Annotated in this window: 20 protein-coding genes; 14 read left to right on the forward strand and 6 right to left on the reverse strand. The window is 47.3% G+C overall.

The features are described from left to right. The first annotated feature begins 48 nt into the window (after positions 1 to 48). The gene (locus LZD49_RS03675) at positions 49 to 309 is read left to right on the forward strand and encodes a hypothetical protein (protein ID WP_234665966.1); all 261 of its coding nucleotides are present in this window, start codon (positions 49 to 51) and stop codon (positions 307 to 309) included. Positions 310 to 355: 46 nt separating this feature from the next. Beyond that, complete coding sequence (locus LZD49_RS03680) at positions 356 to 1192, forward strand: SDR family oxidoreductase (RefSeq protein ID WP_234665967.1); 837 nt, start codon at positions 356 to 358, stop codon at positions 1190 to 1192. 26 nt (positions 1193 to 1218) lie between these two features. Here the strand turns inward: LZD49_RS03680 and LZD49_RS03685 are convergent, their stop codons facing one another. The 3 genes from LZD49_RS03685 to LZD49_RS03695 all read right to left on the reverse strand — a co-directional run bounded on the left by LZD49_RS03685 (position 1219) and on the right by LZD49_RS03695 (position 8665). Continuing rightward, the gene (locus LZD49_RS03685; RefSeq protein WP_234665968.1) at positions 1219 to 2616 is read right to left on the reverse strand and encodes an alginate export family protein; all 1398 of its coding nucleotides are present in this window, start codon (positions 2614 to 2616) and stop codon (positions 1219 to 1221) included. Between the two features lie 222 nt (positions 2617 to 2838). Beyond that, positions 2839 to 4512, reverse strand: coding sequence for a T9SS type A sorting domain-containing protein (locus tag LZD49_RS03690; protein WP_234665969.1), 1674 nt, complete (start codon positions 4510 to 4512; stop codon positions 2839 to 2841). 121 nt (positions 4513 to 4633) lie between these two features. Then, positions 4634 to 8665 (reverse strand): ATP-binding protein, encoded by a 4032-nt coding sequence (locus LZD49_RS03695; protein ID WP_234665970.1) that lies wholly within the window; start codon positions 8663 to 8665, stop codon positions 4634 to 4636. Between the two features lie 476 nt (positions 8666 to 9141). Between LZD49_RS03695 and LZD49_RS03700 the strand changes: the two genes are divergently transcribed. Then, positions 9142 to 9381 carry a DUF6088 family protein gene (locus LZD49_RS03700; RefSeq protein WP_234665971.1) on the forward strand — a complete coding sequence of 80 codons (240 nt, stop codon included), beginning with the start codon at positions 9142 to 9144 and terminating at the stop codon, positions 9379 to 9381. 627 nt (positions 9382 to 10008) lie between these two features. Here LZD49_RS03700 and LZD49_RS03705 read toward each other — a convergent pair. Then, positions 10009 to 11211 carry a chromate transporter gene (locus LZD49_RS03705; RefSeq protein WP_234665972.1) on the reverse strand — a complete coding sequence of 401 codons (1203 nt, stop codon included), beginning with the start codon at positions 11209 to 11211 and terminating at the stop codon, positions 10009 to 10011. A gap of 191 nt (positions 11212 to 11402) precedes the next feature. After that, positions 11403 to 11594 (reverse strand): MetQ/NlpA family ABC transporter substrate-binding protein, encoded by a 192-nt coding sequence (locus tag LZD49_RS35970; protein ID WP_409021298.1) that lies wholly within the window; start codon positions 11592 to 11594, stop codon positions 11403 to 11405. Between the two features lie 121 nt (positions 11595 to 11715). Here LZD49_RS35970 and LZD49_RS03715 point away from each other — a divergent pair, with 121 nt between their 5' ends. From LZD49_RS03715 to LZD49_RS03755, 10 genes are all read left to right on the forward strand, one after another. Continuing rightward, positions 11716 to 12054: a PadR family transcriptional regulator gene (locus LZD49_RS03715; RefSeq protein ID WP_234665973.1), complete on the forward strand. Its 339-nt coding sequence runs from the start codon at positions 11716 to 11718 to the stop codon at positions 12052 to 12054. An 11-nt stretch (positions 12055 to 12065) separates the two neighbouring features. Continuing rightward, positions 12066 to 14684, forward strand: a complete 2619-nt coding sequence (locus LZD49_RS03720) for an ABC transporter permease (RefSeq protein WP_234665974.1) — start codon at positions 12066 to 12068, stop codon at positions 14682 to 14684. Between the two features lie 118 nt (positions 14685 to 14802). Further along, positions 14803 to 16335 (forward strand): T9SS type A sorting domain-containing protein, encoded by a 1533-nt coding sequence (locus LZD49_RS03725; RefSeq protein ID WP_234665975.1) that lies wholly within the window; start codon positions 14803 to 14805, stop codon positions 16333 to 16335. Positions 16336 to 16541: 206 nt separating this feature from the next. Then, entirely contained in the window at positions 16542 to 16733 is a 192-nt protein-coding gene (locus LZD49_RS03730; RefSeq protein ID WP_234665976.1) for a cold-shock protein, read from the forward strand. 461 nt (positions 16734 to 17194) lie between these two features. Beyond that, positions 17195 to 17773 carry a Crp/Fnr family transcriptional regulator gene (locus LZD49_RS03735; protein ID WP_234665977.1) on the forward strand — a complete coding sequence of 193 codons (579 nt, stop codon included), beginning with the start codon at positions 17195 to 17197 and terminating at the stop codon, positions 17771 to 17773. 94 nt (positions 17774 to 17867) lie between these two features. Further along, the gene (locus tag LZD49_RS03740; RefSeq protein WP_234665978.1) at positions 17868 to 18722 is read left to right on the forward strand and encodes an SDR family oxidoreductase; all 855 of its coding nucleotides are present in this window, start codon (positions 17868 to 17870) and stop codon (positions 18720 to 18722) included. Between the two features lie 54 nt (positions 18723 to 18776). Then, positions 18777 to 18902 carry a hypothetical protein gene (locus LZD49_RS35475; RefSeq protein WP_255720917.1) on the forward strand — a complete coding sequence of 42 codons (126 nt, stop codon included), beginning with the start codon at positions 18777 to 18779 and terminating at the stop codon, positions 18900 to 18902. 131 nt (positions 18903 to 19033) lie between these two features. Beyond that, on the forward strand, positions 19034 to 19606 hold the full coding sequence (locus LZD49_RS03745; protein WP_234665979.1) for a TetR/AcrR family transcriptional regulator: 573 nt from the start codon (positions 19034 to 19036) through the stop codon (positions 19604 to 19606). Between the two features lie 53 nt (positions 19607 to 19659). After that, positions 19660 to 20646, forward strand: a complete 987-nt coding sequence (locus tag LZD49_RS03750) for a type I glyceraldehyde-3-phosphate dehydrogenase (RefSeq protein WP_234665980.1) — start codon at positions 19660 to 19662, stop codon at positions 20644 to 20646. An 11-nt stretch (positions 20647 to 20657) separates the two neighbouring features. Further along, positions 20658 to 21545, forward strand: a complete 888-nt coding sequence (locus LZD49_RS03755; RefSeq protein WP_234665981.1) for a pyridoxamine 5'-phosphate oxidase family protein — start codon at positions 20658 to 20660, stop codon at positions 21543 to 21545. 40 nt (positions 21546 to 21585) lie between these two features. Here the strand turns inward: LZD49_RS03755 and LZD49_RS03760 are convergent, their stop codons facing one another. After that, a complete protein-coding gene (locus LZD49_RS03760; protein WP_234665982.1) occupies positions 21586 to 21957 on the reverse strand; it encodes a VOC family protein in 372 nt (123 codons plus the stop codon). A gap of 489 nt (positions 21958 to 22446) precedes the next feature. On the opposite strand from LZD49_RS03760, the gene LZD49_RS03765 reads away from it, so the two are divergent. Beyond that, a complete protein-coding gene (locus LZD49_RS03765; protein ID WP_234665983.1) occupies positions 22447 to 23904 on the forward strand; it encodes a MutS-related protein in 1458 nt (485 codons plus the stop codon). Positions 23905 to 24479: the final 575 nt, after the last annotated feature.

Raw genomic sequence — 24479 nt, forward strand, 5'->3', positions numbered from 1 at the left:
TTCCTGCCAAATTCAAAACATTTGTCGAGGCATTGGAGGAGAATGGCTATGAAACGGGTTTTACGGGCAAAGGTGGGTGCCCGGCAATCATGGGGAGGCCAACGGCAAAGTTCGGCTACTGACGGGCAGGGCTTTAATGATAAAAAGCTCAGCAGGTCTACGACGGCTATTTCGGCAGTCGACTATGCGGGTAACCTGGAACAATTTTTAAAACAAAAACAGGTCGGTAAACCTATCTGTTTCTGGTACGGGGGCCATGAGCCGCACCGGGCTTATATTGTAACCGTTTCAAAAAAGGGGAGAAGATAAAAGCGGGCTGGATCAATGAAAGTGATTATGAAAATTGACTTTTCTCATGCGTAAAATTGCACTGATTACCGGGCCGACATCGGGCATCGGCCGCCAAACTGCCCTGGGCCTTGCCCGAAAGGGATATGATTTGATCCTCGTTGCACGTGATGAAGCCAAAGCGAGGGAGCTACAAATGGAAATAGGTGACACCGCCGAAATAGGCTTCATCCAATGCGACCTTTCCAGCATGGAGTCCGTGCGCCGCGCCGTAGAGAAGATTAAAGCTAACTATCGGCGAATCGACGTGCTCATTAACAATGCCGGGATTATCGTACAACACCGCGAAAATACCGGCGAAGGCATCGAGCGCACCTTTGCCACCAATCATTTGGGGCCGTTCCTGCTTACTACCGGGCTGATCGACCTGCTGAAAGCCGCCGGCCCGGCACGGGTGGTGAACCTGGCTTCGGGGGCGCATTACATGGCTTTCCGGTACAAAACTGCCAAGCTTGCTAACCCGCCGCATTACCACGACCTGCTGGTCTATGCACGTTCCAAGCTGGCCAATATCCTCTTTTCGAATGAGCTGTCGGAGCGGCTGGCGTTACACGGCATTACGTCCAACGCCGTGCATCCCGGCACAGTTTCCAGCAGTTTTGCAAGCGATGGGAATGGTGCGACGGCCTGGTTCATGAACGCGTTCAAATCCTTTTTTCGCACACCTGAGCAAGCGGCAGCGGACATTGTACAGGTCGCCACCGCTCCGGAACTGGCCGATGTCACAGGCCGCTATTTCGTTAATGCCAAGCCGGCCAGAACGTCTGGAAAGGCCAAAAGCAGGGCGTTAGCAAGGGAATTGTGGATATTTTCGGAGACTTTGACAGAGGTTGTAATGCATTAAATCGGAAAAGTCCTTTAAGCGTAATGTCAGTTGAGGCGCTCCCGGATCCGTGTCTTTCTAACATTCAGCAACCTGGGTGCGAAGGAGATCATCAGGTAGCTCCAAACTGGAATTTTGCCTGAATCTTCCACTTTCCCAAGCAGTTCCATGCGCTTGTTGGCGGCGGTAAATGAGAAACCATAAATGATTTCCAGCGCCTTGACGGGTTTGTAATTCAACGACAAATCGCTTTCAAAACCCAGGTATTTGCCGTCGATCTCGCGGCCTTCCCGCAGCAACGGATATTGGGAATAAAACAAATGGGCATCCGCCCGCAATGAAAGCCTTTTCCCGGCCTGATGAATGATGAAAAGGTAAGGATTTACGAGTCCTTTTTCCTGAACATCCGCCGGGAACCGTGTAAACAGGTTCATGTTTCCCATAAACTTCCAGGCCACACCATAGAGCGGCACAAAAGACGAGGAAAGCTCTTTGGACGCCGTATTTTTATCTCCGCTCAGGATTTCCGCACCCAGCCGGATCAGCGTCCTGCCTGTGTTCGCGCTTACTTCTGGCTGGATGTAATAGGCGCGGATTTTTTCCCTGCCTGCATTTTTTCCATATTGGTAATAGGCGTTCACGGTACCGTAAAGCCCGTTTTGGTTGTATTCGAGCCGTCCGCCATTGGTGATGCGCTGATAATAGGTCTCGTCGGCAGGCCTTCGGAAAATGTCGATCGAATTGATCGTCGTCAGCGTCATTCGGTTGCTGAGCCTGGTTTTTAAATGATGGACGACCAGGTATTTATAGTTATGCGCGCTGACGGGCGAATAGGCAGCTTCGAAATGCTTTGAGTAGGGCCTTGTGAACGCAAACGTCAGGTCGGTTTCCAGTTTCTTTTTGAACAAAATACGAACGCCCTCATGTGCACGACTCTGCTGGCCCCAGGGCGCGGCGGAGAAAATCCTGCCATTGTCCAGTGAAATGGCTTGTCTGCCAACCCTTACGGAGAGATATTTAGTAATGGCCGGCTCGGCATAAGCTTCAAAAAAATTGACACTTCCCACCCGCGAAAAGCGCCCCGTTTCCCCCCAGACATGGATTTCCTGAGGTGAGGCGTGCAGACGTAGCCGATTGGTGCGGTAGGTAATGCTGAGGCGGTTGCGCTGCGTTACGTACAGCTTGGGCATTACGGAGTCGGCGGGCGTCCAGGTGAAATTGTCGCGGTACTCGGCGCGCGGTCGCAGTTCGAGGTCAATCGTTAGTTCACGGCGCAATGTATCAGTGGATTGGGAAACCGATATTTGACTGCAAAACATAACCAGGAAGATGACTTTCAAAAGCCGGATCTTCCGCAAAGCAAAGTCGTAGGTGGTAGAGGTTCTGAGCAGGGTAGCAAGCGTATTATAGTTATTAGATAGACAAAGTAAATTTATAAAATCCATCCAGCCAAATTGTTGTGAATCTTAGAATTGTTTTGGACTGTTTCAACAGAGATATTTTGCAGTAGCTGGTTCGTTCAAACAGTGGTATAAGTGTAATGGTGACGTGGGGGGGCAAACTTATTTTTACTGCCTAGCGGCATTTTGACGTTTTGATTTCATTTAACTCGCTGGGTTAAAATGTAATCTTTATCGACGGTGGCAACTTAATCTTTAAAGCATAACTTATTGCTGGACGAGCACTCTGGAAGTACTCGATTTGCCGTTTTCGAACTGGACGATGTTTGTGCCTTTGATCAGGTTGGACAGCGGTACTTTATTCATGCCTTTTTGCAAGATCCGGCTCTCGGTCTTGATCACTCTTCCGCTGGTATCAAATACCCGAATCTGCCAGGTTTCGGAAGCGTACGCATAAACATCCACAAATACCGGTCCGTTGGATGGGTTTGGATAGAAGCTGCCAACAATGCTATGCTCAACAGAATTGAGAACAGATACGATTTTGGAGAATTCGTAGCTCCCATCATAGTCGACCATTTTGAGGCGGTAGTAGTTCATGCCCAGGGAATAGCTGTCTATAAATTGATAGGACTTCAAAGCGCTGCTTTCCTGAGATGCATGGATTGAGCCAATCGCTTCAAAGGAGCGGGCGTCGGAAGAACGCTGGATTTCGAAATAAGCAAAGTCCTTTTCTTCCGAAGTAAGCCAGGTAAGTTCGTTTTGGTTATTACCGGTATTTTTTCCTGTGAAGCTGGCAAGTGTGACCGGCAGGGCTGGTGCTACATAAACAAATGGAACAATATATTCACAGGCATTTCCGGAGGTGGCTATTTTCGCAAAAAGGGTAATATCGCCAGGGTTCAGACCTGAAGGTGAAAACCCATCAGGTGCCGTGAATGTCCCCGCGGGCGTAGTGACGTTTTGGTCGGTATAAATACCTTTTATCGAAGCACTGTTGGAGGTGCCCACCTTGACAATGGGCTCCGTTTTGTCCTCAATGATAATACCATTGTTCGTCAGTGTCGAACCAACCGCTAGCCTCAGTCTTTGATATTTAAGTACTCCATTATTAGTAATATTTCCGTAATTAAGCAACCGCGTCAAAACCACCATTAACCCATCGTTCACTATAATACCATCATTTCTCATCTCGCGGATAACGGGATTTTCATAGATTATCCTGCCACAGGGGAGATTGTTTAGCGTTGCATCCGGACTTAAATTTATACCATCTCCATTGATGAGTTTGATAGTTCCACTGTTCGTGAACGTTCCTTGCGCAAGACTCAGTGTGTAGAGGTTTTCGCATGACACATTTATCACACCACCATTGAAAATGTTTGTGATGCTGGTAATATCTCGGTTTTGATGTACTCCTCGAAGCTGACCGTTAGCATTAATGATCCCGGTCGCCAGATTGGTGAGTTGATTCACGCCAGAAAATTGAATTCCGTCATCGCCATTCGCGTTGATAATTCCCGAGTTTGTAAGGGCCCCCCCCTCAAACATGATACCATAGGCTCCACCATCGGCGAGCTCGGGCAAGTAAACTGTAATTGTTCCATTGTTGGTTAGCTGAGATTCTCTTATTGTAATCCCATTAAAATTGCTCACTAGTCTTTCAGCATTCGTTACTGTCAACGAGGCTCCGCTTTCAATAGTCAAGGTAGCATTTGATCTTAAAAATACGCGCAATGCGTGCGCATCGGTGCCATCGGCTATGACGGGCGCAATGTTAGGATTGTCAATAGTAAGCACATCATCGCTATCCGGAATTCCACTGGGCGACCAGTTGGTAGCCGTGGCCCAGTTGTTGGTATTCCCAACCCAGATCCGGTCGACTGATAATGCATTGTGGCTGATTAAAATCGAGAGCAAAAAGTAAAGGTATTTTTTCATTGGAAGCTGAGTTAATTTCAGTACCAAAAATGAAAAAACAGGTGTGAAATTTGTTAGCCCGAAAACGACATTCTTTGGCTCATTTTGGACAAAGCGACGCTTTTTGCATGTATTGATGGATTTAAGTCCATTCAGAAGGCTTCTTTCCAAACTTTTCCTGAAAGACTTTTGAGAAATAGGAAAGACTTTCGAAGCCCACCAGATAGGCGATTTCAGACACAGACCCTGCTTTATTTTTGAGTAGCAAGGCGGCCTTTTCGAGACGATAGTTGCGCTGGTATTCAATACCCGTCTGACCAGTCAATGCTTTCAGTTTCCTGCGAAGCTGAACTGCGGTAATGTCCATCTCCGCCGCAAATTGTTCAACAGTAAAGCTGCTTTCTGAAAGATACTCGTCCAGTACGGCATTCGCCTTTTGTAAGAATTGATCTTGTGCAAGAATTGCCTTTCGGGTTTCTGACTGTACGTCATTAGAAGTAGTACCCAGGCTATATTTTTGTCGAAGGAGCTGTCGCTGTTTCAGTAAATTCCTGACCCTGACTTTCAGCTCATCGGTTTCAAAGGGTTTGGCAATGTAATCGTCGGCGCCAAATTCCAAGCCTTCCAACCGGTCTTCCAGGGCCGCTTTTGCGGTGAGCAGGATCACGGGGATGTGGTCGGTACGAAGATCTGTTTTGACTGCTTTACAAAATTCCAGGCCATCCATACGCGGCATCATTAAATCGCTGATAATCACGTCGGGTACTTGGTTAATTGCCAGTTCAAGTCCCTGCTGCCCGTCCTGTGCTTCTTCAATATAATAGGTATCTTCAAAAATACTCCGTACAAATTTTCGAAGATCCGCGTTGTCTTCCACAATAAGAAGAACCGGAAGGTCGCCGGTGTTTTCTGTGGCAGGCTGTTCCGTTAGCGCGTCGCCTGCTTCCTGTGCAAATGTATGGGAGGTATTTTCGCGTTCTTCCACAGCTACATAGTCTGCCCAGGTGGCGAGGTCACAAGGGAGGGTCACTGTGAATGTACTACCGCTGCCGGGAGTACTTTTTACATCAATAGTTCCATGGAGTGCATTCACCAGCTCCTTCACCAGCGCAAGACCAATTCCCGTTCCTTCATAGTCGCGTTTACGTCCATCATCTACCTGATAAAAGCGGTCGAAAATCTTGGGCAGGCGAGCCGGATCAATTCCAATTCCGTCATCGGTAATGGCAATACTTACTGACTTGGGAGCAGCATCCGAAGGCTGGCTCAGGTAGCTGACATCGACCCTGATCCGGCCATTTCCAGGCGTGAATTTGAATGCATTGGAAAGCAGGTTAGTCACAATCTTTTCCATTTTGTCGCTATCGAAATAGGCCATTTGGGTAGTGTGGCTTTGCGACTTCTCAAATATGATCTGCTTGCTTTGGGCCAGCGACTCAAAAGAAGCAAACAGATGGTTCAGAAAACCGGACAGGTCGTCATACTGGATCTTAGGCTGCATTTTTCCGGCTTCGAGCTTGGACAGGTCCAGTAGCTGGTTGATCAACGTCTGCAACCTGAACAGATTCCGTTGCATGGTTGGGATCAATTCCTCTGTCGGATACTTTTTTTGGAACAGGTTCAAAGGGCCCGTCAACAATGTTAGCGGTGTGCGGAATTCATGCGAAATGTTGGTGAAAAAATTGTTTTTGATCGTGTCCAGCTCGGCCAGTCGTGCGGCTTCTTTGTCTTTGTACAGTAGCTGCGCCTGCAAGCGTACCCGTTTTAGCTGGCTTCGATTCCAGCGGTAACTTAAATAGACCAGCAAAATGCAGTACATCAGATACGCCCACCAGGTTTTGTAAAAGGGAGGATGGATCCGGATCCTGAGTTCAACAGGTTTGCTCCAAACTTCTCCATTAGTTGTACCTGTCACCTTGAAGGTATAGTTTCCATACGGCAGCTGGGCATAGTTTGCGAAGTGGTGCGTACCTGCCTCTACCCAGTCGCCGTCAATACCTTCGAGCCGATAGCGGAACCGATTTTTAACCGGGTTGGTAAAATCCATCAAGGCAAATTCCAAGGCAAGCTGATTCTGATCGTGCGAAAGATGCAGTTCGTTAATATATCCCAAAGCTTGCGGAAGCAAATTGGTTTTGTCGCCTGCTTCGATTTCCTGATTGTTAATTTGTAGGCCAATCAATCTGGTGACTGCTGGCGTTCTGTTGCTGGTAACGGCCGATGGACGAAATATGTTAATCCCATCGATACCCCCAAAAAGAAGTTCTCCATTAGCCGCCTTAAAGTAGGAATTGGTATTGAACTCATCGTCCTGAAGTCCATCCGATTTATTGAAGTTGGTAAAAATCAGCGATTTGGGATTCAGTGAAGAAAGTCCCCGATTTGTACTCATCCACAGATTGTTATCATTACCTAACAGGATGCCGTAAATAACTTTGTTGGGCAGGCCCTGGCTTTCTGTGAAGTGTTCGAATTTCCCGGTCTGTTTGTCGAGTCGTTCCAATCCACCTCCTTTGGTACTTACCCATAGATATTTATCTGGCTGGGCGGGATCGTTAATTGCCCCAGACACAAAATCGTTACTGAGACTTTGCCTGTCGTTTGGGCTATTTTTGTAAATGGAAAAGCTTGGATTCGCCTGAAAATTTTCAGCACGGATCAACCCTTTTTGCGTGCCTATCCACATCGTTTTACTATCCTGGTACATGCAAAAATTTTCTACAACCGACCCGCTCAAAGGAAGAAGCGAGCGGTAGCTATAAGCCGTAAATTTTTCGGCAATGGGATCAAATCTCGAATAAGCACCATTGGAGAGCCCCAGCCAGAGAAACCCTTTTTCATCTTCATGTATTTTCCAGGTAAAGTTTTTCTCGTCAACTAGGGGAAGCGGATACTTCTTGACTATTTTCCACTCCTGTGTTAGCTTGACAAGCGCCGTCTCAGGTTTTGTATTGTTATGAATGATCATCCAGATATGATGCTGACGATCCTGATAGATGGCATGGTGGTAAATATCCTGATCGCCAATGCCCGAGGGTAAACTTTGAATGGAATTATCAGACTTATTGAGTTTATAGATCTGGTAGGAGGGGTTGTAATTTGCATGTATATAGACATTTCCTTTGAAATCCTGAAAAAGAGCTGCCGGTGACTTCGATGGCAGAAACGTTTGAAATTGCTTTACCCGCGGGTTGAATTTCAGCAACCCGTACCCTTTTGTAGAAGCCCATAGATTACCTCTTCGATCTTTGAAAATTTGATTCACCGTATTCATCGTCTGCGGCATTGCCATATAGGCATTCCGGGCAGTGAGGCTATCCAGCTTCAGGAGTTCATCGGGTTTGAACAGCCATGTAAATTGTTGATTGCAAATAGCGATTGTCCCGTCTGAAAACTGGTTCGCGACACTCATTCCACCTTTGGGAAAGATGATCGTTTTGATAGGTCCATTTTTCCAGCAAATGATGCTGTCTTGTCCAATGCACCAAAAACGTTTATCGGCGTCTTCCAGGATTGTAGAAGTAAACGAGTAAGGTATATCGGACACCTTTGGGTGCCTGTCACCGGATAGATATAGATTTATAGAAAAACTAAATCCCATTGCGTGGTGGTCAAAGTTGAAGCGGTAGTCCTTGTGACTTTTTTGGTTGGATGATACTGGACTGATATGTTCCGAGAAATCAGATTGGATGGGATATAATTCTAATGAAGAGATTTTGTAAATCTTCCCTGGCTTATCCGCTACGAGCCATATAGTACCATTAACATCCTCTTTAATGAATATGATACCGTAATTTCCTGCATTGCTGTGATCTTTATCGCTGACAGCCGCATGGTAAAATCGCTGAGATTTAGGATCAAAAAGATTCAATCCATCCTTTTCTGTACCGATCCATATTCTTCCTTTGCTATCCTGCAACAGGGCTGTGCAGGTATTGCCAGAGATACTCCTGTCATCGTAAGGATCGTGGGTAAAGACCTTAAAATTGTAGCCGTCATAGCGGTTTAGCCCGTCTTTTGTGGCAAACCAAAGGAACCCTTCCTTGTCTTCCAAAAGGTCATAGACCATACCCTGCGAAAGTCCGTCCGAAATAGTAACAGGCTGCCAGGGACTTTCCTGTGCAGCGCAGATAATTGTGACGAACTGTAAAAAACTAAGGAATCTTACTATCATTGAACTTCCATTTCACCGGACTGGCGCCCACCCTTCATGTCTTGCATCAGGTCATCAGGGTTTACACTGTTTTCGAATTCATTTGACATCAACATAAAGAACAAACTGTACATAGCTTGAATTTTACTCGATTTTATTACTTACCGGATACTAAATTGCTGGCTACACATTAGGCGGTTCTGTAAAAAAACGGAGAGGCTCAGAAATCTTGAAATACTCTTCAACCAGTCAAAGGACTTGCTTTTGCATTGCAGGGACAGACGGATTTTTCAAAAAAGTAAATCCTGCATTTGCTATCGTACTTGGCTGGGAGACAGGAATATTATTGTTCCAAAAGAGACTGTGTTATATGAACGTACTTATATACGTTTTGTCGCAAATATTTACTATATGTCCACCGAAACGTATGTTTGGAAAACGTATTTTAAGTATTGATGATCAAATACTTGAAACTATAAGGAGTTCCGCAGGGGGGCGTGAACTTCACCGAAGATTTTTTGAACGTCGCCGACGTCAAAATTGTGTCAAAAGCATTGGAGCGGTTAGTGCTGTCTAGAGAGTTGTATCGGGTGGCGAACGGAACGTATGAGCGGCCGGTGAACGACAGATTTTTGGGGGTGTTACTGCCGGGTATCGAAGAGATCGCGGAACGATGGTCACGTTTAAAAAGTCTGGTGCAAGAAATGTTTCAGCAATCGGTAAAATTAGCAGGTTAGTCATTCCGGCTTTGGTTCCATTGGGAAGGACAATATGACCGAAGAAGAAATGCGCATCATCGCAAAGCGGTTGAAAGACGAAAAACCTTAATTGCCTTCGCCAACTAACAGCCCTCACAGATTCCGTTAAAATGGCCACTGCGTCACGGAATTCCGAATTAGCTTTTGTCAAACGGGAAAATGAGTACCTCAAAAACAATCTGAAAGTTATTAGGGAAGAATCAGCAGCAAAAAGTAAAGTAATTCCCGATCAATCGAAGCCTGCAGTTAAGCTTAACGCGGCCAAAACCACCAGATATTCATTGTATGACGATGACGAAAACACCTTTCGGCAACCGGAGCGTCGGAGATACATTACCAGGCCGCGAGGCGGATGCTGTTATATTAATGGCAATGGTAATAAAACCTATGTCGACCGTAGCCTGTGTCATTGATACCTATTTCCTACGTTGCATCCCTAAGGGCTTTCGAAATTGGATGGCGGCCGTATTGCTACCAATGTCACGTGCCTAGCGGCACCATATGGGGAGGATGAATCGCGTTAGCGATCTAATATCGGTAGAAAGGGTAGCTAACCAGAACCTTGCAAATGCCGTAGGCATGTAACTCCATTGAGGCGCTTCGATTTCACAACCCTTTTATCAAAACCCCAACCACTGCCGCAATCAAAATTACATAAGGTTCCTGTAACTTCCTGATGTAAATCAGTGCCACGCCGGTCGCTAGCGCAATCAAAGCCGAGGGGAAGTCGACAATCGACCGGCTGCCTATCACAAACACAGAGCCAACGAGCGCCCCGACCACGGAGGCGGTAATGCCGTCGACAAAGGACTTAATGCTTTCGTTTTTCGAAATCTTTTTGAAATAGGGCGCGGGGAGGACGGTAAAGATGAAACAGGGAAGGAACACGCCCAAAGCGGCGACGGAGGCACCGGCAAAGCCAGAGACAAGGAAACCGATGAAGCCGACCGTGATGACGACGGGCCCCGGGGTGATCATGGCCACGGCGACGGAATCGAGGAATTGCTGTTCATTAAGCCAGCCCATTTCGTTGACTACTCCGGCGTGCAGGAAAGGGATAATAGCCAGGCCGCTGCCAAAGACGAACGCACCGGCCTCGGTGAAAAATAGGCCTATCTGGATCAGTTCAGCATTGTCGATGTGCCAGAAGCCGGTACCTGTGAGCAGGACGAGTGATAGCGATGTATTGTTCCGTCGTAACCACCGGGGCGGGGCCTTGATGACCATGTAAACGAGGCCAAGCACGATGAAAAGCCACACTTCTTCGCGTTCAGTAATGGCGGTGACGATGGCCATTAGCAGGAAGAATGCCCACAAAAGCCACCGGCTGCGAATAGCTTGCGGTTCGAGTTTGCTGACGGACTTGATGGTGAGCTTGTAGCAGCTCAGCGTGATGATGCCGATCACCGCCGCGCCGACACCGTAGAAAACGGATTGCATCCAGGGCAGCCCGCCGTAAAGCTGGTAGGCCATACCGAGGAGCAGTACCATGATAAATGAGGGCAGCACGAAGGTCAGGCCGGTGAGGGTTGCACCCCAAATGCCGTAATGCACGTAGCCGAGGTAGATGCCGAGTTGCGCGGCTAGCGGGCCGGGGGCTAGCTGGGCAAGGGCGAGGCCTTCGCGGTATTCATCCTCGGTGATCCACCCGCGCTGCTCCACGAGATCGCGGTGCATGTAGCCTATGAGTGCCACAGGTCCGCCGAAACCCAGCATACCTAGTTTGAGGAAATAGAGGGCGATGTCGCCGAGGCGGTACCGAGGCGTTTCGTTCGCGGTGAGTGGTGTGGTAATATCGGGATTATCCATTTTGGGAGCGATGTCGGCATTGATAGTGCAATGTTAGACGGCTAGTTTCTCAAAAAATAGAACGTAAATGATGGATTTGTACGGATTTTACCTCTGAAGTAAATTTTAATCTGCCATCCTTCCTTTGATAGCCCCACCCTGAGACGCCTTTGCAGCAACCTCCTTCGATTGATATGCCTTCATATATTTCTTTACCTTTTCATCATCCTTGTTATCCTACCGGCCACGATCAGGTTTACGTAGGGCTGTTCGGAGTGGCCGCCGCTGGTAGGGTTGTTGGGGATCACGACGGTGCCGGCGGGTTTCAGGTCTTTGAGATCCTTAATTTTCCTGGAATAACCGGCAATGGGGCTACGTAAGATCTGTCCAGTGATGGACGGCAGACTGTTCGTTTACGGACATAGCAAAGGCCTTTAATGTGCATCAGGGCGCATTAAAGGCCTTTTTTAACTCAGGCATAACATTTGATTTAAAATATTGTATCTAATCGGCATTTAGCAAAAAATGAAAAAAACGGTACTCGGTGAGTTGGAAGAGTTGGTACTGCTGGTGGTAGCGGCCAGTGCGGATAAGGTGTACGGGTTGCCGGTATTGGAACAGTTGCAGATCAATACCGGCCGTGACTTTACCATCAGCGCGGTACACACCACCCTTTACCGATTGGAAGAGAAGGGTTTTCTTTCTTCCTCGGTGGGAGGTGCTACGGCCGAAAGAGGAGGACGGCGCAAGCGCCTTTTTGCACTGACCGCAGCCGGTGGCCGTGCTTTGCAGGAAGTCCAGCAAATGCGAAATAGTCTCTGGGAGGCCATTCCGGAGGGAAAACTGAAATTGTTGGGTTTGTAAACTAGCGCGTTGTGAAGCAAAAGCATTTGAATACTGAAACTGAACCGCGGCCGCCGCGCTGGGCCGACCGGCTGCTGGAACGTTTCGTTGCCCCGCATTTACTGGAATATTTACAGGGAGACCTGCACGAAGCTTTTGACAGGCATGTGGTGCAGTTTGGCCTAGCCCGTGCGCGACGTAAATATATCCGTGAGGTGATCCATTGTCTTACCCCATTTTTTTATAAGCGTAAATCAATTACCCCATTTCCCAAACCCGCTCTTAGCGATATGATTCAGTCCTATTTAACCTCCGCACGACGTAATTTGGTCAAACACAGATTGTACAGTGGTATCAACATTTGTGGCCTTGCCCTCGGTATTGCCTGTGCTTTACTGATCGGTCTTTGGGTGCAAAACGAATTAAGCTACGACAGCTACCTGCCCGATGCAAAAGACATCTATTTTGTACGTCTCAACTCTACTAATCCCAACACGGGGGAAATCGGCACGGGCGGGACTACGCCGGGGCCTTTGCAGGAGGCCATAGCCAAAGATGTTCCCGAAGTAGCGGCGGTCACCAAAGTTAATCCGTGGATGGAATACCTGATCAAGGTGGGAGAGAAGGCTGCGAAGGAAAAAGGGTATTACGCTTCCGATGACTTTTTTAATGTCTTTAACCTGCCGGTGATCAACGGCAACCCCCGCAAAGCACTAGCCCAAACCAACCAGATCGTGATCACCCGGGCGATAGCTGAAAAATATTTTTCCAACGGGGATGCGCTTGGCAAGACGCTTCAACTCAATAATGAGAAATTCTATGTAGTCGGGGCGACTATTGAGAACCTGCCTTCGAATTCAACCTTGAAGTTTGGCTGGGTTGTCAATTGGAAGGAGCAGGAACAACCCTGGCAAAAAACCTGGGGCAACAGCGGTTTTCTTACTTATCTGAGGCTAAAACCGAATACGACAGCAGCGCAAGCCGATAGAAACCTCAAAGGGATTTATCCCCGCTATACCGGTGAGAAAAGCTATACCCAGCCAATCCTTCAACCCATTACCGACGTTTACCTCTACGATGACTATAAAATGGGGAAGCCGGTCGGAGGGAAAATAGAATATGTGCGTGTGTTCTCCATCGTTGCCGCGTTTATCCTGCTGATCGCCTGTATCAATTTCATGAACCTGGCTACCGCTCGCGCATCGACACGCGCCAAAGAGGTAGGGGTACGGAAGGCTGTCGGGGCGTTCCGTTCTGCGTTGATCGGGCAATTTCTGGCCGAGTCTATGCTGACCACCTTGTTGGCCGGTACCATGGCGATCGGTCTCGTCTGGCTGGTGCTGCCTTTGTTCAATGACGTTTTCGGTAAACATCTGACATTGCATTTCACAGATCCGGCTCTTTGGATAGGTGTCGCGAGCCTGTTGCTTTTTACAGGATTTTTGGCAGGGAGTTATCCGGCCCTGATCCTCTCCGCATTAAAGCCGATGCAGGTTCTCAAAGGCCAGCTCCAGTCTTCGGGACGGCCGGTTTTTTTCCGTCAGGCATTGGTCGTGGTTCAGTTTTCACTCTCCGTTTTTTTGATTGTAGGCATGCTTACGGTGGGGAAACAGATGGACTACCTGCGCACCAAGCACCTGGGCCTCGACCGCGACAATGTCGTTTATATTCCTTTGGAAGGCAATGTGACGCAAGCCGAAAAAATGGAGTCGTTCCGTCAGCAGATCATGCGGCAGCCTTCGGTGATATCCGCTACCGTAACCAGCATGCTCCCCGTGAACATCCAGGGTACGTCGGGAGACCTGAAATGGCCGGGTAAAGATCCCGCTTTGCAAACAACGGTTACGGCCATGTCGGTAGGGCCGGATTTCATTAAGACCATGAATATGCAGCTGGTCGATGGCCGGGATTTCCGTATCGGAAGCGCGGCAGACAGCTCATCCTATCTGATTAATGAAGCTACGGCCGAGTTAATGGGGGAGAAAGATCCGGTCGGGAAGGAAATTACCTTTTGGATGGGCAAAGGGCGCGTCATCGGGTTGATCAAAAATTTTCACATGAACTCACTGCATCAGGCTATTACGCCTTTGGTACTGACCTATTTGCCTGTCAATTCAAGCTATATGCTGGTCAAAACCCGGGCGGGACAGACTGAAAATGCGCTGGCTCAGCTGCAAAAAGTTTCCCGGGAGTTTAATCCCAACTACCCATTCAACTATCACTTTCTGGACGAAGAATACGAAAACCTGCACCGCAGCGAACAGCAGGTGAATACGCTGGTAAACTATTTTGGCTTTCTGGCTATCCTGATTTCCTGCCTGGGACTGTTCGGGCTGGCAGCTTTCACCGCTCAGCAGCGAAGCAAGGAAATCGGGGTCCGAAAAGTGCTGGGTGCGAGTGTCTCAAACATTGTAGGGTTACTTTCTTCCGATTTTTTAAAACCGGTACTTATTGCGCTGGTACTGGCGTCGCCGCTGGCCTGGTGGGCATTGAGCAGTTGGCTGGGAACCTTCGCTTACAGCACAAACCTGACCTGGTGGATTTTCGCCGTATCGGGTGTGGCAGCCACATCCATAGCTTTGTTTACCGTCAGCTTTCAGGCGGTTAAAGCTGCCATGCAAAATCCGGTCACGAGTTTGCGTAGTGAGTGAGACCGGCCGCGATCTCGCAGAAGAGGTAAAAGCTGGCAGGTTCAGAAGAGGCTATCATACTTAAACGTCCCAACACCACGTTCAACGTTTATAGCTCAATGGTTACAAATCGCTCAGCATGAAGAAAATATGTTCTCTCCTGATCCTAGCTCTGTTCTGTAATCCATTGCTGGCTCAAAAGCAGGCGCTTCACTGGAACTTCGGCGCATTCGCCGGATTTGATTTTTCACTTAACTGTCAACCCACAGCCGTTGCGGACAGTAAGATAGATACGCATGAAGGCACTGCTTCCATTTCCGATTCGGTAACAGGGCAATTACTCTTCTATTCAGACGCCATTGAAGTTTGGAACCGCGAAAATGAACCAATGCCAAATAGTGGTGACGGTGACCCGACTCCGGGAATCAATCGTGGGTTTTCACCGCTTTCCCAGGGTGCGCTGATTGTACCATCCCCGGATAGGCCTTCGATTTATTACCTTTTCAGCCTGATCGATACAGATCCTGAAAATACAAGTTACAATCCGCCAGGTAAGCTCAGCTATTCCCGTATTGACATGCGGCTGGATGCAGGCAAAGGAGATGTAATTGTGGCTGATAAGCACACCTTTATTGCCGACGGACTATTAGGCCGGCTGACCGCCGTGCGCCACGCAAATGGCAAAGATTACTGGCTTATCACACATCAGTCCGGCACAAATGCATTCCTGGTTTTTCCTATAACGGCTGCGGGTATTGGTGAAGCCGATACGATTCGGATCGGGACAGTTTCAGATGCAAAATATGGCTATTTAAGAGCCTCACCTGATGGCCGTAAGCTTGCCTGTTCATCCCGCACTTTAACAGCGCATCCTTTCGATCTTTTTGACTTTAATCCCGCAACCGGAATCATTAGCAACTATGTGAATCTGGGGAATATCCGGGTTGGCTATGGCATTTCGTTTTCGCCGGACAATAGCAAATTGTATGTGAGCAACATGACAATCGCAGGTAAGGATGGCCCGAATGTCGATACGGAGGTCATTCGTCAATATGATTTATCGGCTGGCGATGTGAATGCTGTTATCGCATCCGGTCAAAGCATTATTTATGGGAACAATACCCTCAATTTCAACCAGCGCGACTATGTGATCTCGGATTTTTATGCACCGGCGCTTCAACTGGGCCCCGATGGAAAATTGTATGCAGCATCCAACGCAAATGCGTTACTATGCACCAACTGCGGCTACCGTTTTTTCGTCATTAACAAACCCAATGAACCGGGATTTGCCGCGGATATCAAATTACAGGCAGCGGAGCTTGCGGGGGGAGTTGCCGGCAATGCGACCGATTTTCCAAACTTTATGCAGCATTATTTCAATGGTTTAGAATCGCGCGAATGTTACTTCGATGACAATGAACTTTGCAGTGAAGAAAATATCCTGCTTTGGCCCAATCCCTCGAACAAGATGCTGCAAATCGTAATTACCGATATTTGTTTTACGCCATATACATTAAGTATCATCAATGTGTCGGGACAAGCTTTGGGCGAACATGAGGTCGCATTGCCCAGATCTCAGACGATTGATATTGGACTACTCTCCGCGGGAATGTACCTGGCCAAGCTGCGATTTAAAGACAGGACAATCGTCAAAAGATTTGTAAAGTATTGAAACCCTCGTTGCATATGGGATTTAGGGATTTAAAGCCGATGGAGTGCTAGGATCTGCTATTTTTTTTAAAATAAAATATGTGATTAACTGTTTCAATATCAGAAATATATAGTTAGTGCCGGCGAGAGTGAGCGTCACTATTTTCTCAGCGGGCTTTTTATTTTGAAAATATTATTTTAGATTTGTACAATAATTAAAATAATGTTATGAATAAGGGAACAGTTAAGTTTTTTAACGACGCAAAGGGTTTTGGTTTTATCACTCCTGAAAATGGTGGAGCTGACATTTTTGTCCATGTGTCTGGTCTGAATGATGATATCCGCGAGAACGATAGCGTATCGTACGAAGTTGAAAATGGAAGAAAAGGGCTGAATGCAGTGAATGTAACAGTCATCTAATCAATCATACCACGTAATGCAGCTTAAATTCCTCCCCAATAGGGAGGAATTTTTGTTTATAGTGCCCCCTAAGTTGCTACAATTTAATTAGATTCAATACCGGAAGCGGGCGTTCGGGGATATAACCCTGTTCATCTTTCAGCCAATTCAAGCGGACAGATCCTGGCAGGCGCCAAGTCACTCGGCCTACGGATTTCTGTTAAAACCATTCAGAAAGAAGGATTTGCTCATTACTCAAAATGCTCGAAACTTGCTCTTGGTCCGGAAACTTTCGTGGGCTATACCTCACAGGGCGGGTGTGCTAGTGGGCCAGGGAGACGAGTTGATCGATGATGCCCTGCTTTCCAGGCATATGAAGCGTCCATACCCGGCTGGCCCGATTTGAAGATACCGTCATCGACGCTAATTCAAAAATGAAGAAATTGGATATCAAGCGTGTTTTTGAAAGATGATTGAGCATTATGATTGCTGTTTTTAAAAAGTACATTACCGAAAAAGTTACCCTGACCGAGCAGGAGTGGACTCTGATCCAGTCGGTTTGCATTGAGCGGAAGCTGCGAAAGCAACAATATCTCTTACAGGAAGGAGATGTCTGGCATTACAATGCATTCATTACAAAAGGATGCCTGCGCCGCTATCGCATTGACGATAAGGGTGTCGAGCATATTTTGCAGTTCTCCGTGGAAAACTGGTGGGCCGGTGACCGCGACAGTCTTATCAACGGTACGCCGTCCAAATACAGCATCGATGCCATCGAGGATTCGGTTGTGATACTGATCCGGAAAGAGGATTTTGACATGCTTGTGAACCGCATTCCGGAGTTCAGGAATCTCGTCAACATTATTTTGGAAAAGAGTCTCATCGCATCGCAGGAGCGTATTCACGATGCTATAAGTCTCACAGCGGAAGAGAAGTACCTGGGTTTCGTGGAGCGATATCCCGGCCTGTCCAACCGGGTTCCGAGGCGAATGCTTGCTTCTTACCTGGGCGTGACGCCCGAGACCCTGAGCCGGGTCAGGCAGGTGGTCATGAAAAAATAGCCTTGATATTTGTCAAGAATCATTGTATTAAATGTCAATGGAGCCAGGGGTGGTACCAGGCTAATTTTGTATCAGAAATTTAAATCGATACAAAATGTCAAAGATCATTTTAATCACAGGAACAAGCACAGGTTTTGGGAAATTGATGACTATTACCTTGTCGAAAGCAGGCCATACTGTCGTCGCAGGGATGCGTGGCATTAATGATAAAAATGCTGGTGTTGCCGGCGAACTCGCGGCACTTCCCAATGTGGAAGTCGTGGAATTGGACGTAACCAGCGACGATTCCGTCACTCAGGCGGTAGCGTCAGTTTTGGAAAAACATGGCAGGATCGATGTGTTGGTCAACAACGCGGGAATTGCCGGTTTTGGTTTGCTGGAGGCTTATAGCATTGACCAGATCAAAAGGTTGTTTGAGGTCAATTTCTATGGTGTGATCCGTACCTACCAGGCGGTGTTGCCATCGATGCGCCAAAACAGAAGTGGCCTGATCATCAACCTGACTTCCGGCGCGAGCGGGCACACATTGCCGTTTATGGTCCCATACCTTGCTTCAAAATTTGGGGTCGAGAGCATTACCGAAGGTGTGCAGGACGAGCTGGCTGAATACGGGATCGAAAACGTAAGCATTCAGCCAGGCGTTTATCCCACCGAAATGAACAACGGTTCCAAAGCCGGTTTGCATGCGGACAAGCCCGAGGTGGTTGCCGAATATGGTGATGCGGCTACCGACAAATTTAACGCCATTGGTACAGCGCTGTTTAGCAAGATGGCCGCGTATAATATGGATCCGCAAACGATCGCCGACGGCGTTCTGACCCTTATAAATCTCGAAAAAGGCACTGTTCCGCTGCGGTTCCCACTCGACGCAGTGGCCGAGGGTACCGACCTGGAATTCATTCACGCCAGGGCCGAGACCAAAGCCAAGTGGCTCGCGAAATACAACTAGTCCATTGCAAGACCTCCTGACGAAATCGGGAGGTCCTTTTATATCCCATTCAATATGAATTTAATAGATGCAATGCATTGGCGGTATGCGGCCAAAAGGATGACCGGTCAGGCAATCCCCCAGCATTTGGTGGATCAAATCATCGAGGCTGCCCATTATGCCCCTTCCGGTATTGTTTAAAGTCGTGGATCCAGGGCGTTACAGATTGGAAGTATCTGATGATAGGAACCGTCGAATTTGAAATCGATAAAAGACGTAAAAATTTTATAGACAGACTTGTCTATTTAAAATAACTTTCCTACCTTTGAAGTATGACAAAGAAACTTGGACCGAGGGAGCGGATCCTGGAAACAGCTTCAAGATTATTTCACAGCCAGGGGTACAACAATACCGGGATTAATCAAATCCTTGCGGAGGCTAATGTGGCGAAGGCGAGTCTGTATCAGCACTTCGGGTCAAAGGATGACTTAGGGGTGATTTACCTGAAACAGGGTAGGGAAGAATGGTTTGCGGGAATAGAACAATGGACCGGCAGTAAGAAAGCGCCTGGCCAGAAGCTCAGTGCTTGCTTCGACTTCCTCGAATATGCGTTGCAAAAGGATAATTACCTGGGTTGCAAGTTTATTAATATGCTTTCGGAGATAGGCAGCAGCAGTCCGTTGATGTCTAAGGAGATTATTGAACATAAAGGAAAGCTCAGGCAATACATGAAAGGTTTTGTAGAAAAGGCATTGGAAGGTAATGGCGACCTGGATATTGATTTTGTTGGTGACTCGATCTATCTTTTGTACGAAGGGGCCATTATCGAGTCCAAAATATACCGAGACACCTGGCCGGTAAAAAAGGCGAGGAAGATGGCAGAGATGTTATTGAAAAGAGTTTAAATTTTGCCTTAAAATAGACAGACTGTTCTGTGTTTAGCTTAAATAAAACAACGATGAAAAGGATAGCAATTAACGGATTCGGAAGAATAGGCCGGGCGGCCCTGAAAGTGATCACCGAAACAGAAGGCCTTGAGGTGGTCGGTATCAACGATATGATGAGCATCGAGAATGCTGTTTACCTGTTGAAGTATGATAGTGTTTATGGGAGATATGACCGCAAAGTGAGCTTCGAAGGTGACCATATCCTGATCGATGGCAAGCAAATAAAATATACTACAACCAAGTCCATTGACGACCTGCCCTGGAAGGAGCTGAATGTGGATGTGGTGATCGAGAGTACCGGCGTGTTTACAAACTATGCCGATGCCGAAAAGCATATCAAAGCGGGTGCGCGCTTTGTGGTCATTTCCGGGCCGACCAAGGATACACCCACCATTGTTCACGGTGTGAATACCGAAGAGGGGAAAACGTCGATCTTCTCCTGCGCGAGCTGTACCACCAACAATATCAGTCCGATTATCGAGATCCTGGGTCGCAGGATTGGTATCAAAAAAGCTATTTTAAATACCACACACGCTTACACGGCGTCACAGGCGCTGGTAGACGCGCCGTCAAAAAAAGAGCCGAGAATGGGTAGAGCGGCGGGTATTAACCTTGCTCCCGCAGCAACCGGTGCAGCCATTGCTACCACGAAGGCATTGCCGCAGTATGCAGGCAAGTTCGACGGCGTGGCTGTCCGGGTCCCTGTACCGGTGGGTTCTATTTCAGACATTACATTCATCGCCGAGCGGCCTACGAGCGCAGCGGAGATCAATGCAATTCTAATCGAGGAAGCAGCCACAGCAAGGTACGAAAAGGTTGTATCGGTTACGGATGAACCGCTCGTTTCGACAGACATCAAACAAAGCCCGTATGCAGCCGTCGTCGACCTGGAAATGACCCGCGTAGTGGATGGTGACCTGGTGAAAGTAATGGCCTGGTATGACAACGAATGGGGTTTTACGAACCAAATGATACGTCAGATCGAGGAACTGGGTTAAGGAATGCTGCTATGCCTGATTCAGTTTTTCATACCGGCGAGCTGTATGTGCAGCGCAATGCGGGCGAGGAGCATTTCGCAATGCAGAATGGATCGATCGTTAGAAATGTCATCGCGGGAGGCGCAGCGAACTTCGTTTCCGAACAGCAGTTCTTCTTTGCGGCCAGCCAGGATACGGAAGGCAACGTCTGGGCGTCGGTACTTTCCGGCGCTCCTGGTTTTGTCCAGCTAACGGATATGCATAGCCTGCTTTTCGATCCCGACCTGCGCAATTCCAATGCAGACGATATTTTCTGGAAAAATATTCATGAGGATGCGACGATCGGCTTGCTGTTCATAGAACTGACAACCCGTAGGCGGTTTCGGGTCAATGGCCGCATCTATCCGCAGGGCAGCCTCTGGAGGTTGGAGGTTGAGCAGGCATATCCTAATTGTCCGAAATATATCCAACGAAGGGAACTGGTTCACGAAGATGTTGTTGGGCCATCGATCGGTCAGGATCTCAGGAAATGGATCGACCAGGCCGATACTTTTTTCGTAGCCAGTTCCGACAGTGAAGGTAATCTGGACGCGTCTCATCGCGGAGGAAATCCAGGGTTTGTCAAATGGGTAAGAACGGACGTTGTGCGTGTGCCCGACTACCAGGGTAATTCGATGTTTAACACATTGGGCAATTTTTATGAAAATCCGAAGGCGGGCCTGCTGTTTGTGGATTTCAGCAATGGAGAAACCCTGAAAATGTCGGGTAAGGTACAGCTGCATCTGCACGAAGAAAGCGCGGCAGACTTCACAGGAGGCACGGACCGTTTCTGGGATTTTAAGATTGAGAAAGTCGTTTTCGAAAAATCACTAGAAAATTTCACAATGCGTTTGATTGATTTTTCGAGGTTTAACCCATGAAACTCGGTGACGTTTATGGATTGCTGCATCTTGTTGCGGGTTAATTTTTAGCGAAAAACTCGCCGAAATGCCACAGCACGCCGGAGGGGTCGTGAACAAAGCATTCGCGGCCCCAATAGTCGGTGCGGATGGGTACGAGCCGCACATTTTTGTATTTGGATGAAAGATCGACCGTAAGCAACCGGTCCCAGAAGGCCTGCACATCTTCCACTTCCAGGAAGACCATGGTGTTGTCGATCCAATCCTTGACAAATGCATCTTGCAGGTAAAAACCATAAGTTCCTGTTTTGAAAAGAGACATGTCGGGCGACAATACTACTTCCTGAAAGCCCAGGTCGCGGTAGAATGCGCGGGATACTTCGAAATCGGTAGCGCCGATGAACGGGCGGATGGATACTGCGTTAATTTCCATATGGTATGTATTTTACTTTCCTCCAAAAATAGAATATTGGCACGATCATCCATCTTGATCGAAATCAAAAAATACCTCGGCCTGCAACGGTGTTTGTAACCCTGCTGAGTGTTTCGGGGGGCGTCATCAGGGTAATTCCCGGTTGTTCTTAAAACCTCTGAGCGCATGGTCTGGGTTAATGGGTTGGCATTACCCGAAAATACGAAGTTTGCTGTGTCCTTCGGGCTAGCTGCATCAACAGCAACCGGGCGCTTATTGCATATCAGAGCGTAATCCGTTTAACACAAATTTGGGAAAGGTGCACGGGATGTGCCTAAATTGATACTTGTTCGATGGTAGAATGGCTTTTGTAGACATAACACCTGGCACTTATCAAAACGTAACGTCGCAGTTCATCTGGAAATTGACCCGAAAATAAAAACTGAGTTTTTCAATTTCGGCCAGATAGAAAGGTTTTTCCTTCGGGCTGATTCAAGGAATTCATTTCAGGTGATCTCGGACAGGACTTTCCGGGATTTGGATCTCGAAGATGTATTCAGATTTATCGATCGCACGCTGTCGCGCCCCGGTCAACAGTATCTGTACTATTTACTTCGATGTATTCCGGCAACGAGTGAACGTGCGGCGAGATTGGAAAACCGGATCGACACGTTGCAGGAAAGTCCATCGCTGAGGGCGACCGTTTCCAAAGAACTTTCGAAACTACACGAGCGCGATGCCTATTACATTTCTTCGCTTTTTCAGGGGGAGCATATTCAAAAGCCGAAGTGGCTGTGGGCCATTCAACTTCTCGCGGCACTTGCCGTGATCTCAGTTATCCTGTCATTCTTCGTTCCAAAGATTTCAGTCTTGCTGATCATCCTTTTCCCAATCAACATGGGTATCCATTATTGGAACAAGAGCAATGTTTACCAGTACAGCAGCTCCATTCCGCAGCTGCTCATCATGCACAAAGCGGCGCGTAGAATACTTGCAAGTGATGCGTTTCAGGAATATGGCGATGTTTCTGCGTCCATAACTTCACTCGCAAAAATACTCCCGCAAATGTTGATTTTCAAGATTGAAGCCAGGTTGCAGAGCGAAATAGGACAACTGGTTGACTATCTTTTTGAATTGATCAAAGCATTGTTTTTACTGGAACCCATTGTGCTATTTTCGAGCCTGCAAAAGCTTGAAACCAGAAAAGAAGAAATAGGAACCATTTTCCGATTCATTGGTGAAACGGATGCTGCATTATCGATACTGGCCATGCGTGAAAGCGTCCCATATTTTTGTAACATCACGCATGACCCCTCAGGTAAAGGGCTGATCGCCCAAAGTGTGTATCATCCATTATTATTCAATGGTGTCTCTAATGATATTTTGTTGAAAGGCAGGTCGGCGCTTCTGACAGGTTCAAACATGTCCGGAAAAACCACTTTTATCAGGACAGTCGGAATCAGCGCAATTCTGGGGCAGACATTAAATACGTGTTTCGCAAAAGAGTTTGCAATGCCATTTATGCGTGTCGAATCGTCTATCCGAATTGCGGATGACCTGCTCGATGAGAAGAGTTACTATATGGAGGAAGTTTTGGTTTTAAAGGAATTAATTGGCAAAAGTGATAACGGTAAGCCGGCACTGATTTTATTGGATGAGATCTTTAAAGGCACTAACTCCATTGAACGCATCGCCATTAGTAAGTCAGTACTCAATTATTTGCATGATAACGGTAATCTGGTATTTGTTTCAACACACGATAGGGAATTGACTGAACTTCTGTCTGAAAACTACGAACTCTATCACTTTACTGAAATCATTGACGGTGATCAGATTGCTTTTGACTACAAAATTAAGCCGGGAGTGCTGAACACGACCAACGCGATCAGGATTCTTGCCATTAATAATTTTCCGCCCCAGATTATCCAGGAGGCGAATGCGTTGTCATTGAAATTGCGCCAAATGTGACAGATAACTTATGTTCACCGTAAATTTTCTATATTTGAGAAAATGCATTCAGGTGCTGATCTGAATAAGAAAAAGTTAGGTTGGTCATGAAGGCGACGGTCACAGGAGAACGCGGGCAAATTCGGAATTGGTTATTTTTGATAACCATGTTTTGTGGTCTTCTGGCTTCACTTGGCGCTGTGTATTCGGCTTCGCCACGTTTTTCTGTCCAGAGAGTTGAAATGCCTGTTGTTGCAAAAACAATAACTGAACTAGCAACGTATAGGGCTTTACGACGAGCAAAGGTAAGGGCAATAATCTATTTTTCTGGTCGCGTTCAATCGGCAATTTTAAACACCCTTTCCAGATTACTGGAACAAAAGATCAAGATATTTCCCCCGACCTATATTTGTTTAATTGTCTTCCTTCGATTTAGTAATCTAAAAATTATCTCTCCCAGCTCAGATGATTCAGAGCTAATTTGACCCAGCTGCATACAGCTGGTCACAATCGTCATGGTTTCTTCCTATTGCTTTTTACGTGCTGGGCTTTGTTTTCCAGGCAATTGGCTTCGCCTATCCTGCAAATAGCTCGCC

Source organism: Dyadobacter sp. CY261, from assembly GCF_021440085.1.
Taxonomy (GTDB): Bacteria; Bacteroidota; Bacteroidia; order Cytophagales; family Spirosomataceae; genus Dyadobacter.